Raw genomic sequence first — 15,991 nt, 5'->3', positions numbered from 1 at the left:
GGAGGCGAGTACATTGGCAGAACAAGTAGTTAGAAAATTAGCATCTGTTCAAGCCAAGCCCGTTTTGAAATGGGCTGGTGGGAAGACACAGATGTTAGGTGATCTGTTGCCTAAAGTACCAGCCTCTTATGGTCGGTATATTGAACCGTTCTTTGGGGGCGGTGCAATGTTCTTTGCATTGCAGCCGGAGAACGCAATTATTGCAGACAGCAATCCTGAACTTATCAATATGTATCGGCAAATTGCCAATCATGTTGAAGATGTTATTCGTTATTTAAGAACATACGAAAACACTTCGGAAATGTTCTATGCGGTTCGAGAACTGGACTGGACAAAACTGCCTCAGGCAGAAGCCGCTGCAAGAACGATCTTTCTGAACAGGACTTGCTTTAATGGCTTGTATCGTGTCAATAAGCAGGGCCAGTTTAATGTTCCTTACGGAAAATATAAAAATCCTAAAATTTGTGATGAAGATGGTCTGAGAGCAGCCTCAAAAGCCTTGCAGAAGGCTGACATCATTTGCGGCGATTATCTTTTGGTTCTGGAACATTATGCTCAAGCCGGAGACTTTATCTTCCTCGACCCTCCCTATCTGCCAATCTCTGAGTATGCCGATTTCAAGCGGTACACAAAGGAACAGTTTTACGAAGAAGATCATATTGAGCTTGCCAAGATGGTTATGACCTTACACGAAAGAGGTTGCCATATTATCTTGACAAACTCAAACCACCCGCTGGTACATGAACTGTATGCACCATTTACGATTGATGTTATTCAGACCAAACGCCATATTTCCTGTAATGGCAGCACTCGAAAAGGTGAAGATGTCATTGTTACGATTCCTCCGAAGCAGCGCACTTTGATTAAGTTGCTCCCACAACCATTACCCAAACAGGTTGCAGCATATCCTCCCACTCGATTTATGGGGTCTAAGAGCAAACTGCTCTCTGAAATATGGTCTGTGGCATCACAGTTTGATGTAAATACCGTTGTTGACCTTTTCTCTGGCTCTGGCATTGTTGGTTATATGTTCAAAGCGCAGGGCAAGGCAGTAGTCAGCAATGACTATATGGCGATGTCTGCCACATTTACAAAGGCAATGATCGAGAACAACTCGGTCACACTGCCAATGGATGAGGCTAAAGAATTACTTGTTGCTCATAAGGAATCCGATCATTTTGTAGCTTCAACTTTCAAAGACCTTTATTATACGGATGAAGAAAATGATTTGATCGACACCTTGCGTACAAATATCGCTGCAATCCGAGATCAATACAAGCACGCCATCGCAATGACTGCGCTGATTCGTGCTTGCACCAAAAAGCGTCCTCGTGGTATTTTTACCTACACCGGGCAGAGATATAATGATGGTCGTAAGGATTTACAGAAAACGCTTGCACAGCAGTTTTTGGAGGCTGTCGAAGCTGTCAACAAGGCCATCTTTGACAATGGAAAAATCAATCGCTCTAAGCAGGGCGATGCAATGGATTTAAGAGTGGAACAGGCAGATTTGGTATACATCGACCCCCCGTATTATTCGCCGCTCTCTGATAATGAGTATGTCCGTAGATACCATTTTGTAGAAGGACTTGCCCGTGACTGGAAAGGCGTAGAGATTCAGGAGCATACGCAGACGAAAAAATTCAAGTCTTATCCCACGCCATTCTCTACCAGAAAAGGTGCAGCAGATGCGTTTGATCGTCTGTTCAAGAAGTTTGCAAGTAGCATCCTCATTGTGTCCTATTCCTCAAACAGCTTGCCTACACAGGATGAAATGGTAGCGATCATGGCTAAATATAAATCTCATGTAGAAGTTATACCTGTAGATTACAAATATTCCTTTGGTAATCAGAATGAAGCAAAAACCCACAGGAATACCGTACAGGAATACCTTTTTGTTGGATATTGATAGGGGGCCTTCGTATGAGCGAACAAATCAAAATATGGCTGGTGGGCAATACTGGTCTGCGTAATCCCAATCGAATCCAAGAAGGTTTTTCCGTATTTGCCAACTCCGCATTTGTTGGGCATCTTCATGGCCGTGATAACGAACTTGGATTTATGAATCTGCTCGATGAAAAAGGCATTATTCAAAACGAGGAGGGCAAGGACAGATCTGGCAGCCACGCTCGTAAATGGAGGTTGATGTTTGCAAAAAACGGCCTGATCTATCCTCAGATTCAGAAGAAAGATGGTCGGCAAGAAGATTTAGGTCCACTTGACGATATTACACCTTTTGGTAGGTCGTTCTTAAAAGCAGATACATATCCTGCGGTGCAGGAATGTTATCTCCGGGCTATGAGCGTGGAGCAATTTCCCATGCCGGATGGCGTACATTACTTCTCTCCTCTGAGATGGCTCTTGGCAATCATGCTGGAACTTGAAAAGCGGACAGGTTCATCTGAACTTAGCCGAATCGAATTTGCCCTTTGGGGTCATACCACAAATCCCAGCTATAGTTTGAAAGAAGTGGTAGACAACATTCTTGATTTGCGAAAGCGTAGAGCTGCTGCTCCGGCGAAGCGCCCATTTGATAAAAAAGAGATTGCCAAACGAGGCGAAAGTTACGACAAAAAGCCAGATAATTTCTTGGATTACAGCGACATGAATATGAGATACCTCCGCATTTCTGGCGTGCTTCAGCGCAAAGGCAGAGGTCTAATAATCGTACCCACAAAGCATGTCTTGGCAGAAAAACTTGCAAAGTCTACCGCAAACGCAGAACCTATTATGGAACAGTATAAATTGCTCTGCGCTGGTGCGCCTTTGCCCACAGATAGTGTGGATGTCGCTAAATCCCTGTTGGATGATCTCATCAAACAGATGAAGGAGCGCCATATTCTCTTTGACATCTCCGATCTGCCTCTGAATACTCCTGCGGAAATCAATATTGCACGGCAGAGACTTGAAAATATCCTTGCTCAGACGGACGAAATTCAGTATGCCATCGATCAGTGCAACCAGTGGGAAGAAATCAGAGATTATATGACTCTACTGATAAAGGGCGGCGGGAAGTTAGTATATGACGAAGATAACGCCATAGAAGTTCCCAAGGATGAAACTCCCGCCTACCTCGAATGGACACTCTGGCGTGCGGCCTTGGCGATTGATCACATGGTCAATAAGCCGTATGAAGTCCGTGGATTCAAGCTGGATTCTGACTTTATGCCTGTTTCGGCTGCTGGCGGCGGCAAAGGTGATCTGTATTGCGAATTTAACGATTTCACCATTTTGACAGAAGTGACTATGTCCACATCCTCCCGTCAAGAGGCAATGGAGGGTGAGCCTGTCAGACGCCATGTATCTGACGCTGTTCTGAAATATGATAAGCCCGTCTATGGTATGTTCATTGCTGTTCGTATCGACACCAATACGGCAGAAACTTTCAGACACGGCATTTGGTATGCAAAGGGCGATGTAAAGCAACGACTGGATATTGTACCGCTGACATTGGGACAGTTCCAGAAATACTTTGTAGCAATGTTTGAAGCGGACAAGGCAACTCCAGAAAAGCTCAGAGATTTGATTGTAAAATGCGAATCCCGGAGAGATATTTTGGAGGCTCCAGCTTGGAAGCAGTATATTGACTCCACTGTTGCCGAAAAGTCGCTTGAAATCACCCACGGAATTGTTGCCCACAGCGGCTCCGAAGCACCTCTTGTTCCGGCTGGGGCCATTGTGCGCCATGTAACATTTGGAGAGGGACAAGTTGTTGCGCTTGAGGCCAATTTTCCTGAATGTCCTGCCAAAACGGTTGAGTTGCCGTATCTGAGATCGTTACCCGATGAGGTGAGTTTCTGCCCTGATGGTAAAAGTCTGCTACATGATCGGTTTGGCGATGGTACGGTTTATGCGTATGTCATTGTGTTCCAGAAAGTTATTATGAGATTGTCATACCCGGCTGCGTTTACAGACGGCTTACTTTCTATAGAATAAGCCGAAGTTTACCATGCCACTAAAGAAATGAGGCAAAATAATATCAGTACACTTTCATTCATAGAAAAACAAATAATCTGTCGGTTGTTTGGAATATCTGGTGGGTATATCTTCAAGTTTTGGAGCGATAGAGGTACTTACAACAAAAATACTACGCATCAACTGATTCTTGACTCTTGCGGTATAGATATTTACAAAGATAAACCATATAAAGATTTATCGCAGCAAAAATGTGTAGAGAAAATTTGAAGCGATTGTAACCCACAAATTGTTGCTAAGCTTTTGCGCTCATTGTCTGAATACTTTTGTTTCGCAATGGGAACTGATTATTGGAGCGATGAAGATAGTTATGACTATCGGCAGGTTGAAGATATAATTAAACGGCTCCAATCAACATCGGAAGTTTCTTTACCGGCACAAGAATCTACAGATCTAAAACTAATATTAAGTGACATAGAGTCAAATGTCCAAGCAGGAAAGCCTGAATTGGTCATAGATCAGCTCCATACATTTGCGACTAAGTATATACGAGAAATCTGCCAGAAACACGAAATTGCTATTGCTGACGAAAAAGGCGATCATTATTCGCTTGATTCTCTTGTTGCCAAACTAAAAGGATGGTATGAACGAGAGAATTACTTTGAATCCGAATTTTGTGTGGTAGCAATAAGGAATACCATCAACATCTTCACCAAATACAATGATTTAAGAAATAGCAAAAGTGCTGCTCATCCTAATCAACTTTTGCAAAAGGCAGAAGCCGAGTATGCGATTAAGGTAATTGCAAACACACTCATGTTTATTGATAACATAGAGAAGAGCAAGGCAGTCGAAACAATTCCTTGGGGAAAAGGTGAATTGTTCGTGGACCCGGACAGCGAAGTCCCATTTTAGTGATAAAGGAATACTTTGTAGAAATCGGGTTTCATCTGGAAAAGCACCTGAATATATGCTATAATACATCCAAGCCACCCGCACAGCCTTATCAAGAATAATCGTTGATAGCACCGGGGTGATAGCTTTTTGATAGCAGAATTTCGGATAGACCATAGGATAAGGATAATCTGTATCAAAATAAATAACACCGAATCAAATCCGCTATACAAAAAAGTTTAGAAAAGGATTTCATTCGGCGAGTGGGAATAATCAAAGAAACCCGCAAACCCCTGTATTATAGGGCTTTGCGGGTTTTCTTCAAAAATAAAAGAGACTTGTTTAGTCGGCAAAAAGCGGAGTAGAGAGATAACGATCACCGGTATCCGGCAGCAGAGCCACGATGGTCTTATTCTTGTTCTCGGGTCGTTTGGCAAGTTCGATGGCTGCCCACACTGCGGCGCCTGAGGAGATACCCACCAAAATGCCCTCGGCTTTACCGATTTTTTTGCCAGTGGCAAAGGCGTCATCGTTGGTTACAGGAATGATCTCATCATAGACTCCCGTGTTTAGCACATCAGGTATAAAACCTGCGCCAATGCCTTGAATCCTATGTGCACCGGCCGTCCCCTGGCTCAAAACAGGAGAATCTGCTGGTTCCACCGCTACAATTTTGATATCGGGATTTTGGCTCTTAAGGTATTCGCCTACGCCGGTAATCGTGCCACCGGTACCAACACCCGCCACAAAAATATCCACCTTGCCGTCGGTGTCTTCCCAAATTTCAGGACCGGTAGTGGCTTTATGGATAGCAGGGTTAGCGGGATTCACGAACTGACCAGGGATGAAGCTGTTGGGGATCTCTTTCGCCAGTTCATCCGCCTTGGCAATGGCCCCCTTCATGCCTTTGATGCCTTCAGTCAACACCAGTTCGGCGCCATAAGCCTTCATCAACTGGCGGCGCTCCACGCTCATGGTTTCCGGCATGACAATAATGATACGGTACCCTCGGGCAGCAGCTACAGAAGCTAGACCGATACCGGTGTTACCGGATGTGGGCTCGATAATAACGGAGCCTGGTTTCAGCTTTCCGTTGGCCTCAGCATCGTCGATCATTGCCTTGGCAATGCGGTCTTTGACGGACCCTGCAGGATTGAAGTATTCGAGCTTACCGAGAATATTGGCCTCGAGAGCTTCATTTTGTTCAATGTGGACGAGCTCCAACAGCGGGGTCTTACCGATCAGCTGGTCGGCAGAAGTGTAGATATTGCTCATTGTCAATTCCTCCTAATAGCATGCTGTTTTTGTAATTGTTAACCGCTACCCCAATGAATAACATCGAAATAGGGATAAGCAAATCATCACTTTTATACTGACTTTTCTAGTAAATTTAGCGCATGGTATGCTTAATAAACACCATTTATCAAGAAATGCAAGCCTTTTTCAGGGGATATCGTTGATTTTCCTATTAACCATGCGGTATAATAGGTTTAATGGGGGAGGTTACAAAATGCTGATTTCTACGAAGGGCCGGTATGCGCTGCGGGTTATGATTGATCTTGCGGAGCATCAGATCGAGGGATATATCCCATTGAAGGAAGTTGCCAGGCGTCAGGACATCTCAGAAAAATATCTGGAGAGTATCGTCAAGCTCCTTGTCAAAGCGAACCTCTTGAGCGGTCTGCGCGGTAAGGGGGGCGGTTATAAGCTGACGAAGTCGCCTGATTTATACACAGTGGGTGGCATTCTCCGCTTGACAGAAGATTCACTGGCGCCGGTATCCTGCATCGATCAGGGGCCGGAATCCTGTCCACATATGGCAGAATGCCGCACACTTGCGATGTGGCAGGGCCTTGCCAAGATCATTAACGAATATCTGGATGGTATTACGATTACTGACTTGATGAAATCAGGTACAGCGGGAGATTTTTATGTAATTTAGCCTTTAGGGGCAAGGGGCCAGTAGGGGAATTCTTCTACTGGCTTTTTACTGCTCTGAGAATAAACGCCCTGGTTATAAACTACCGAATAGGGCCGCTTCCGCTTTTACCCCACAGCGGCAAAGCCCTTCTCCAAGTCAGCAAGGATATCATCAATATGCTCGGTACCGATGGACAAACGGATGGTATTGGGCTTGATGCCCTGATCCAGCAGTTCTTCAGGAGAAAGCTGGGAGTGAGTGGTAGTGGCTGGATGAATGACCAGAGACTTCACGTCCGCCACATTGGCCAGCAGAGAGAAAATCTCCAAGTTGTCGATGAACTTGTGCGCCTCTTCCTGGCCGCCCTTGATCTCAAAGGTAAAGATGGAGCCGCCGCCATGTGGGAAATATTTCTGATACAGTGCGTGATCGGGGTGGTCAGGCAGGGAAGGATGGTTCACATGATCCACCTGTGGATGATTTGCCAGGAAATCCACCACCTTCTTGGTGTTTTCAGCATGGCGTTCCAGGCGCAGGGAGAGGGTCTCCACGCCCTGGAGCAGCAGGAAAGCATTGAAGGGCGAGATCGCAGCGCCGGTGTCGCGAAGCAAAATGGCGCGGATGTAAGTAACAAAAGCCGCGGGACCAGCGGCATCCACAAAGGACACGCCGTGATAGCTGGGATTGGGTTCCGCAATGGGGGCATACTTGCCGCTGGCCTTCCAGTCGAACCGGCCGGAATCCACGATGACGCCGCCCAAAGTCGTACCGTGACCGCCGATGAACTTGGTGGCGGAATGGACCACGATATCCGCGCCGTGTTCGATGGGGCGGATCAAATAGGGGGTACCAAAGGTGTTGTCAATCACCAGGGGCAAGCCGTGCTTGTGAGCGATAGCGGCAATGGCATCGATATCCGGAATATCAGAATTGGGGTTGCCCAAGGTCTCCAGGTAGATGGCCTTGGTGTTGGGTCGGATGGCGGTTTCCACCTCCGATAGGTCATGGGCATCGACAAAAGTGGCGGTGATGCCGTACTGGGGAAGCGTGTGAGCCAGCAGATTGTAACTGCCGCCGTATATGGTCTTCTGAGCCACAATGTGGTCGCCAGCACGGGCCAATGCCTCGATGGTGTAGGTGATAGCGGCAGCGCCAGATGCCAGGGCCAGGGCCGCCACGCCACCCTCTAAAGCTGCAATGCGTTTTTCCAAGACATCCTGGGTGGAGTTGGTCAGTCGGCCGTAGATGTTTCCGGAATCTGCCAACCCGAAACGAGCCGCCGCATGAGCAGAGTTGCGAAACACATAGGAAGTGGTCTGGTAAATAGGAACTGCGCGGGAATCAGTAGCGGGGTCAGGCTGTTCCTGGCCGACATGAAGCTGTAAAGTCTCGAATTTATAATTGCTACTCATGGTGGATACCTCTTTTATTTTTTATTTTTGGATACAAAAAAACCGGGGCGACACTCGCTCCCGGACAAAGAGATATGGCCATGCATGATCGTATCAAATCATAATAGAGTGAGTGACGGGTATGCCAACCCACCCGGCCAAATCCAGTGCCCGGGAGTTCAGCATTCGTCCGCATCGAAAATTGCTGCGCAGTAACAGTTCCAGAAGCGTGGCCATGCAGCATACCTCCTTTTGAATACCTACTAAATAAATTTGTTTATGGGAATTATAATAGCACTTATTTCCTATAGAGTCAATAGGTAATTTTGCTTTTTTCATCGGTGCTATCAACTTATTTCCTGGAACATCTGGTAGAATGTACAAAAGGAGCCATTCGCTCAGAATGGCCCCTTTTTACTCAATGGGACTGTCTCAAGAGAGGTTCTGCTCTTGTTTGGTCAGGCTCGCTATCGCTGAATATTCTTAATGATGCGCTCCATAAGCGCTACCCTGCGGAATGGAGTCATCAGATAAAACCCGTCGGTATACGGAAAAATCTCCTTGGCAATCCTCGTGGAAATAGTTACCGCCAGGTCTTCAGCTGCGTCGCGATCTTTACCTTCATACAGGGCGACGATCTCGTCGCATACCCGCATACCGGCAATTTCGTTGTTTAGAAAGCAGGCGTTGCGGTGGCTGACCACGGGAAAGATGCCGCCCAAGATCTTACCCTGCAAGGTCGCGTGGGCCAGCTTCAGGTTGTCCAGCGCCTCAGCAGACAGAACTGGCTGGGTCAGGAATCCAGTCACGCCGCACTCCTCTTTTTCCTGTGCCCGTCGCAGCTCCACTTCAAAATTGCGGGCGTTCAGGTTCAAAGCGCCGTAGATACGCATGGACGCACGCAGGGTACTTTCGTTCAGCACGCTGACAAAGCGGGCCAGCTTGCGGGAGTTGAAGTTGAACACGCTCTTGACCTCATCCCGGTCCTCAGTGGGGATGGGGTCTCCGGTGACCAGCAACACGTTATGTACGCCCTCCATGGATAGGCCCAACAGCAGAGCTTTGGTGGCGTTCATATTGCGGTCGCGGCAGGTCAGGTGAGGCAATGGCTCCATGCCCAGCTCCCGCTTGATTTTGCAGGCCAGCAGGCTGCTGTCCGCCCGGGGACGGCCAATGGGACAGTCTGCAATGGTTACGGTATCGGCGCCGGCATCCCGCAGGGCCTGTACGTCCTCCAGAAAGCCCTCACTGTTGTCATCCGCTGGTGGGTCCAGTTCCACGGTTATGACATGTTTGCCCGCCTCCAGCTTCTCCCAGAGGGAGTTTGACACATCCATTGTGAGTTTCGGCCGCTTTTCCGGCGCGGCAGGGCAGGCCTTAGGCAGTGGTTTTTCCAAAGCCTGCGCTGTCTGGGCGATATGCTCCGGCGTGGTGCCGCAGCAGCCGCCCACGATGGACGCGCCCGCCCGGACGATCTGAACCATCTGTCCAGCGAAATAATCGGGCTGCCCTTGGAACACCGTGCGGCGGCCCAGCACAGTGGGATAACCGGCGTTGGGCATGACGGCGAGGGGTTTGCCGCTCAGCTCCAGTGTTTTGATGTATTCCAGCAAATGGTGGGGGCCGGAAACGCAGTTGAAGCCCACAGCGTCCACCTCGGTTATCTGAGCCGTGCGGCGGTACAGGTCGCCGCCCAAGCGCCCCGCCCGGGTCAGGCCGTCATGTCCCACCGCGAACGAGACCATCAGGAACGCCTCCGGGCACTGCTTTTTCAGCCAATGGGCAAACTCCCGGATGCCCTCGTCATCGGACAGAGTCTCCGCTACAAAGTGGGTCACGCCCAGGTCCAGGAACCACTGGGCCTGCGTCTGATAAACCTCCGCCGGAGTGCGGCTGCGGTCCAGGGGCGCGGGGCCCAGATCGGCGAATACATAAGCGCCGTAAGAAGCGGCCGCCTGCAGGGCCAGACGGCAGGCGGCGTCCACGATGTCCCGCGCCGTTTCATCCATCCCATCGGCCAGGTCGGCGCTGACAGAGAAGGTGTTGGTCTTGATGGCCCTGCATCCGGCCTCCAGATAGGCGCGGTGGATATGCAGAATCTCCTCCGGGCGGGTCAGGCAAGCCCGCTCACAGCGTTCCTCCGCCCGGCCAGGCTGAGAGGCGAAATAGGTGCCCATAGCACCGTCGAACAGCAGGGGAGCACCCTGCGCGAAGTAGGTACGAATATCCATTGCTTATCCCAGAACCTTTCTGGCGATCTCCACCGATTGGCGGGCGTCTTTTGCGTAGTAGTCAGCACCCATCCGCTGGGCAAATTCCGGCGTCACCACTGCACCGCCCACAAAGGTGACCGGAGGTTTGGGCAGCTTGCGCAATAGCCGCACGGTCTCCACCATGGCGGGCAGAGTGGTGGTCATCAGGGCGGACAGGCCAACAAGGCCCACATCCTGCTCGGTGACAGCCCTGACGATGTCCTCTGGGGGCGCGTCCCGGCCCAGATCCAGCACGTCATAGCCGTAGTTTTCCAGCACCGTTTTTACGATGTTCTTGCCAATATCGTGGATGTCGCCCTGCACGGTGGCAACGATGAGTTTCCCCTTCTTCATGGGCGCGCCGCCGCTGTTGGCGATGGAGTCTCGGATCACTTCAAAAACCGCCTGGGCGGCCTGGGCAGCGCTGAGCAATTGGGGGAGGAACAACCTGCCCGCTTCGTATTCCTCGCCCACCTTGTCCAGTGCGGGAATCAGATGACCTTCCACCAAGGCCAGCTCGCTTTCGTTTGACAGAGCCCTCCGGGCCAGTTTCCCCGCCTCCGCCTTCAGGCCGCGGATGATGGCGTCGTCCAGGGTCGGTGCCCCAGGCGCCGCAGTTGGTTGAACGGCGGGCGTTTCCCCCGCGAACCGGGCCACATAGGCGCGGCATTCCCTGTCCTCTCCGGATAGCACCCGGAAGGCCGCCACCGCATCCATCATCTCCTTCTGGTTGGGATTGATGATGGGCAGGGTCAGGCCAGCGTGCATGGCCTGAATCAGAAAATTCTGGGTGATGAGGGCGCGGTTGGGCAGGCCGAAGGAGATGTTGGACACCCCCAACACCACCTGCAGCCCCAGGGTCTCCCGCACTGTTTGCACGGCCTTCAGCGTCTCCGCAGCCTGCTCCTGCTGGGCGGAGACCGTCAGGGTCAGGCAGTCGATCCACACATCCTCTTTGGGGATACCGTAGGACAGAGCGGCATCCAAAATGCGCCGGGCGATCGCCACGCGACCCTCAGCGGTCTGCGGGATGCCGTCCTTATCCAAGGTCAGGCCCACCACAGACGCGCCGTATTTTTTTACGATGGGCAGAATGCGGTCCAGCACCGCCTGTTCACCATTGACCGAATTGACCGCTGCCTTGCCGTTGTACACCCGCAGGCCAGCCTCCAGCGCGTCGGGGTTGGAGGAGTCCAGCTGCAAGGGCAGGGAAATCGCACTTTGCAGCTTCTTCACCACCCGGGGCAACATGGCCGCCTCATCCACACCGGGGTAACCCACGTTCACATCCAGAATATCCGCCCCGGCGTCCTCCTGCTGGACAGCCATATCCAGGATGTAGTCCAGATCGTCTTCCAGCAGCGCCTGCTGGAACCGTTTTTTGCCGGTGGGGTTGATGCGCTCGCCGATGACCCGCACGCCGTCCAAAATGGCGGGAGCGGAGGGCGTGCACACAAAGCCAGCAGCTCGATAGTTCCGGTTACCGGGTTCCCTGTCCTCCAGGGCGGCAGAGAGCTGGCGGATGTATTCCGGCGTGGTGCCGCAGCAGCCGCCCACGATGGAAACGCCCATTTCCACGCAGGGCAGGATCGCCTGAACAAAGGCCTCCGGCCCCATATTGTAGTGGCCGTGCACAGGGTCGGGCAGACCGGCGTTGGGCTTGGCAATAACCGGCAGGCGGGTGTTGGCGCACAGCTCTTTCAGCAGGGGGGTCAGCAGGTCGGGCCCCAGGGAACAGTTGAGGCCGATGGCGTCGGCCCCCAGCCCTTCGAGTGCGCGGGCCATGGATGCCACGGTACAGCCCGTGAAGGTCCGGCCTGACGCCTCAAAGGACATGGTGACAAGCACGGGCAGGCCGGTGTTCTCCTTGGCTGCCAGAAGAGCGGCCTTGGTCTCGTATAGGTCGGTCATGGTCTCGATGGCGATCAGGTCGGCGCCCGCCCTGCTGCCTGCCTGCACCATCGCTTGGAACAGCTCGTAGGCCCGCTCAAAGGGCAGGGTCCCCATGGGCTCCAACAGCTCGCCCAGCGGGCCCACATCCAGAGCCACCCGCGCGCCGGTGTCCGCCGCCGCGCGTTTGGCGATGGTCACAGCGGCGGTGATGATCTCCTCCACGCTGTGGCCGGTCTTTGCCAGCTTCAGGCCGTTGGCTCCGAAGGTGTTGGCGTAGATCACCCGGCTGCCCGCCTCGATGTATTCCCGATGTATGGACTCCAGCAGCTCCGGTTGGGTCAAATTCAGCAGCTCCGGCTGTCCCCCCGGGGGCAGGCCGCGCTGCTGTAGAACAGTGCCCATGCCCCCGTCCAAAATCAAAATCTTATCTTGAAACAGTTCAGTTTGCACAATGTTTTCCTCCCTTGCGCAGGGCGCAGGTTTCTCGCATAAAGCAATGGGCGCAGCCGCGTATGCGGGCGGTCTGGGGGTGGTCGGACAGGCCGATGATGGCTGTCACCGATTTGGACGGGTTCATCAGGAAATGTTCCGTCACGTGCAGTCCCAATCGCCGTGGGGTGTCCAGTACGGCACAGATTTCAGGCTGTAAAGATAGGGGCAGATCGCCGTATCCCGGGCTAAAGCGGTCGGTCAGATAACGGCCTGGCAGCCGAACTGCAAGCTCGCTTTCCACTTGGTCGCATCCGGCCTCCACCCAGGCGCTGCCGCAGGCGTCCAGGATAACCGCCTTCGCCATATCCCGGGCTTGCTCTGCGCGCAGCAAAGTTTCGAATTGTGCCCCGAGGGTGCAGGCCAACAGCACAGCTTGGTCACACTGGGCCAGCATCCTTGCCGCGTCTGCCCCCGGCAGCAGGAGGTTTACCTCGGGCAGCAAGAAACCTTGGTTTGTGCGGTGGAGGGCACACACACGGTAGGTGTACCGGGGCTGCACAGCGGATGTCAACTTTTTCGCCGTGGCCGCCACGTCGGCGCGCAGCTGCTCGGGCGCCTGCGATTTTGCGCCTAAATACCGCAAAGCCTCGTCAAGATTCAGCTCCACCAGTTTTCCCCCTTATATAAATTTCCTGTTGACATAATCTGCTCCGCTTGTTGTTCACATCGGAAAAATGGCTTTATGAAAAGGAAATAGCAAGAAATACAGCGGAGAAAAAGTACATCATTTGAATTATTTTATCACGTTGGGTCTCAGATTGCACTACTGAAAGCATCATTTTTTCGACTTTTCCTTACAGGGATAACGGCACACCACAACCGGATCAAAAATATAACGGCCCGTGCAGTCCCCATCTTTCGGGACTGTACGGGCCGTTTGCAGCGTACAACAAGGGCGTCAAGGCTGCTGGATTCGATAAATTTCAGAAACAGGGTCTGTCATTTTTCCCTCCATTGGAGCAGAAACGCCGAATTGACGATGACAAAAACCGAGCCCGCATTGTGCACCAACGCTCCAATGATCGGGTTGAGCGCCCCAGTCATGGCCAGAATGATTGACACTAAATTTAAAGCCATAGAAAAGATCAGATTGCATTTGATGGTGAACATCATCCGTTTGGCCAGGGCCAACAGGTGCGGAATTTCTTTGATATCGTCGTTCACCAGGGTGATATCGGCGGCATCCACTGCGATATCGCTGCCGATTCCTCCCATCGCAATCCCGACGAATGCCTTTTTGAGGGTCGGGGCGTCGTTGATGCCATCCCCGATCATACAGACCTGACGGCCTTCCTTTTGCATTGTCTCGATGTAATCCAGCTTGTCCCCGGGCAAACAGTTCGCACAGACCTCATCGATGCAAAGTTGATTCGCAATGTGCCGCGCCGCGTTATCATGGTCGCCTGTCAACAGAACGGGGGAAACGCCGGACCGCTTGATCTGCGCGACCATGTTGGCGGCTTCGGGGCGCAAGGTGTCGGATAAAGCGAGGAGCCCAGCGGGCCTCCCGTCGATGGCCAGATAGATCGCTGTACAGCCATCATTGAGGTATTGATTTGCGATCTCGTTCGACCGCTGGTCAAGGGGGATGTTCCGCTCCTCCAGCAATTCCGCATTACCTGCGATGACCTCTTTTCCCGAGATGACCGCCAGCACTCCGCGGCCGGGCAGCATTTGGAACCGCTCTGGTGGCTGGATTTCTTCTTTGGATGAGCTGTGATAACAGCGCACGATCGCTTTTCCCAGGGGATGTTCCGAACGCAGTTCGGCACAGGCTGCATAGGAGTAAAGCGCATCGCTTGAAAGGTCCGGCAGGAAGCTCTGGACAGCCACGACCTGCGGCGTTCCGTAGGTCAGTGTGCCCGTCTTGTCAAACGTGATCTTGGAGACGGAGGCCAGCCGCTCCAATGCGTCCCCTTCGCGCACCAGGATGCCGCGCTTGGTGGCGTTTCCGATCGCGGCCATGATGGCGGTGGGTGTCGCCAACACTAGGGCGCAGGGGCAGAATACAACCAGAATGGTGACTGCGCGTATGATCTTTCCGGTAATCAGCCAAGTCAACGCTGCCGCACTCAATGCGATCACGACGATCCAGGTCGCCCAGCGGTCCGCAAGGCCGACGATTTTTGCTTTGCCCGCATCCGCCGACTGGACAAGGCGGATCATACGCTGGATAGAGCTGTCCTCCCCGACCTTTGTAGCCTCCATATCAAAGGAACCAAATTGATTGACGGTGCCGCTGGAAACCTCGTCCCCAACCCCTTTATCCACTGGCAGGGATTCGCCGGTCATGACCGCCTGATTGATGGAGGTCTGACCCGACCGGATGACGCCGTCCACCGGGATGGTTTCACCGGGCAGCACGCGGAGCAGATCGCCCACCGCGACCTGTTCGGCAGGGATGATGTTTTCCGCTGTTCCCACGAGAACCCTCGCGGTGCGCGGCGACATATGTACGAGTTTTTCCATGCCCGCCCGTGCCTTTGCAACGGTTAAATCCTCGAGCAGAGCGCCGAGCTGCATGATAAACGCCACCTCTCCAGCGGCGAAGTCCTCACCGATGATGACGGACGCAATCAGCGCGATGGATACCAACACGTCCGCCTTGATGTCAAAGGCGGTGATCAGGCCGACGATGGCCTCCAAAATGATCGGAATGCCGCATAGGATGATCGCTACCCATGCCGCGTCAAAGGGGAGCGGCAGGAGGTGAAAGAAGCTGATGACGAGCGCCGCCGCTGAAATCGCCAAAAGTGTGACGTCCTTTTTGACACCGCCCCATTCCAAAAATTTTTCCAGTCGTTTCATAAACACGCCTCCTAATACCGTATGGGGTATAGGTATATTATACCTATGGGGGTATGGGGTGTCAAGCAGCAAAAAAGAAAACCAGCCGAATTCACGGCTGGTTATTTCCAATCTTTCAGGTCATATTTGCGAAGCGCTCCACCGCCTTGGTAAAGCTGGCGATTGTCTGATCGGCGTCGCCATGTTCAATTCCGTCCCGGACACAGTGCTTGATATGGCCTTCCAGCACCACCTGTCCCGCTTTATGGAGAGCGGATTTCGCAGCGTTGATCTGTGCCAGCACATCTTCACAGGGGACATCCTCGTCCACCATCCGGTCGATCGCCTGCACCTGTCCGATAATTTTTTTTAAGCGCCGATGCAGGTTGTCAGCGTCCATACATTGCTTCATCTTTTGAACCTCCTATATCGCTGAGGGTATAAGA

The 15,991-nt window shown here is 52.3% G+C and carries 11 protein-coding genes; 4 read left to right on the top strand and 7 right to left on the bottom strand.

All coding sequences use genetic code 11. The annotated features are described in order from the left end of the window. The first annotated feature begins 13 nt into the window (after positions 1–13). The 3 genes from H8711_RS01810 (at position 14) to H8711_RS01800 (ending at position 4,830) form a co-directional block, all read left to right on the top strand. Complete coding sequence (locus tag H8711_RS01810) at positions 14–1,909, top strand: Dam family site-specific DNA-(adenine-N6)-methyltransferase (RefSeq protein ID WP_249281823.1); 1,896 nt, start codon at positions 14–16, stop codon at positions 1,907–1,909. 14 nt (positions 1,910–1,923) lie between these two features. Continuing rightward, a complete protein-coding gene (locus H8711_RS01805) occupies positions 1,924–3,936 on the top strand; it encodes an AlwI family type II restriction endonuclease (RefSeq protein ID WP_249281822.1) in 2,013 nt (670 codons plus the stop codon). Between the two features lie 315 nt (positions 3,937–4,251). Next, on the top strand, positions 4,252–4,830 hold the full coding sequence (locus H8711_RS01800; RefSeq protein WP_249281821.1) for an abortive infection family protein: 579 nt from the start codon (positions 4,252–4,254) through the stop codon (positions 4,828–4,830). Positions 4,831–5,151: 321 nt separating this feature from the next. Here the strand turns inward: H8711_RS01800 and cysK are convergent, their stop codons facing one another. Continuing rightward, positions 5,152–6,084, bottom strand: a complete 933-nt coding sequence (cysK, locus tag H8711_RS01795) for a cysteine synthase A (protein WP_249281820.1) — start codon at positions 6,082–6,084, stop codon at positions 5,152–5,154. Between the two features lie 235 nt (positions 6,085–6,319). Between cysK and H8711_RS01790 the strand changes: the two genes are divergently transcribed. Next, a complete protein-coding gene (locus H8711_RS01790; RefSeq protein WP_249281819.1) occupies positions 6,320–6,751 on the top strand; it encodes an RrF2 family transcriptional regulator in 432 nt (143 codons plus the stop codon). Between the two features lie 104 nt (positions 6,752–6,855). Here H8711_RS01790 and H8711_RS01785 read toward each other — a convergent pair whose 3' ends face one another. The 6 genes from H8711_RS01785 to H8711_RS01760 form a co-directional block, all read right to left on the bottom strand. Next, on the bottom strand, positions 6,856–8,142 hold the full coding sequence (locus H8711_RS01785; protein WP_249281818.1) for an O-acetylhomoserine aminocarboxypropyltransferase/cysteine synthase family protein: 1,287 nt from the start codon (positions 8,140–8,142) through the stop codon (positions 6,856–6,858). 446 nt (positions 8,143–8,588) lie between these two features. Then, positions 8,589–10,352 carry a bifunctional homocysteine S-methyltransferase/methylenetetrahydrofolate reductase gene (locus tag H8711_RS01780; RefSeq protein ID WP_249281817.1) on the bottom strand — a complete coding sequence of 588 codons (1,764 nt, stop codon included), beginning with the start codon at positions 10,350–10,352 and terminating at the stop codon, positions 8,589–8,591. Between the two features lie 3 nt (positions 10,353–10,355). Then, positions 10,356–12,716, bottom strand: a complete 2,361-nt coding sequence (locus tag H8711_RS01775) for a homocysteine S-methyltransferase family protein (RefSeq protein ID WP_249281816.1) — start codon at positions 12,714–12,716, stop codon at positions 10,356–10,358. Further along, complete coding sequence (locus H8711_RS01770) at positions 12,706–13,365, bottom strand: vitamin B12 dependent-methionine synthase activation domain-containing protein (protein WP_249281815.1); 660 nt, start codon at positions 13,363–13,365, stop codon at positions 12,706–12,708. Before H8711_RS01770 ends, H8711_RS01775 begins: the two co-directional genes overlap by 11 nt. A gap of 332 nt (positions 13,366–13,697) precedes the next feature. Continuing rightward, on the bottom strand, positions 13,698–15,566 hold the full coding sequence (locus H8711_RS01765) for a heavy metal translocating P-type ATPase (RefSeq protein WP_249281814.1): 1,869 nt from the start codon (positions 15,564–15,566) through the stop codon (positions 13,698–13,700). A 115-nt stretch (positions 15,567–15,681) separates the two neighbouring features. Further along, the gene (locus tag H8711_RS01760) at positions 15,682–15,957 is read right to left on the bottom strand and encodes a metal-sensing transcriptional repressor (RefSeq protein WP_249281813.1); all 276 of its coding nucleotides are present in this window, start codon (positions 15,955–15,957) and stop codon (positions 15,682–15,684) included. Positions 15,958–15,991: the final 34 nt, after the last annotated feature.

This window comes from Ligaoa zhengdingensis (assembly GCF_014384885.1).
Taxonomy (GTDB): Bacteria; Bacillota; Clostridia; order Oscillospirales; family Ruminococcaceae; genus Ligaoa; species Ligaoa zhengdingensis.
This window is presented reverse-complemented; position numbering and strand designations above follow the sequence as displayed.

Coding starts and splice junctions, on each gene's coding strand:
- H8711_RS01760 (WP_249281813.1), bottom strand. CDS start 15,957: ATGAAGCAATGTATGGACGCTGACAACCTGCATCGGCGCTTAAAAAAA.
- H8711_RS01790 (WP_249281819.1), top strand. CDS start 6,320: ATGCTGATTTCTACGAAGGGCCGGTATGCGCTGCGGGTTATGATTGAT.
- H8711_RS01780 (WP_249281817.1), bottom strand. CDS start 10,352: ATGGATATTCGTACCTACTTCGCGCAGGGTGCTCCCCTGCTGTTCGAC.
- cysK (WP_249281820.1), bottom strand. CDS start 6,084: ATGAGCAATATCTACACTTCTGCCGACCAGCTGATCGGTAAGACCCCG.
- H8711_RS01765 (WP_249281814.1), bottom strand. CDS start 15,566: ATGAAACGACTGGAAAAATTTTTGGAATGGGGCGGTGTCAAAAAGGAC.
- H8711_RS01805 (WP_249281822.1), top strand. CDS start 1,924: ATGAGCGAACAAATCAAAATATGGCTGGTGGGCAATACTGGTCTGCGT.
- H8711_RS01785 (WP_249281818.1), bottom strand. CDS start 8,142: ATGAGTAGCAATTATAAATTCGAGACTTTACAGCTTCATGTCGGCCAG.
- H8711_RS01800 (WP_249281821.1), top strand. CDS start 4,252: ATGGGAACTGATTATTGGAGCGATGAAGATAGTTATGACTATCGGCAG.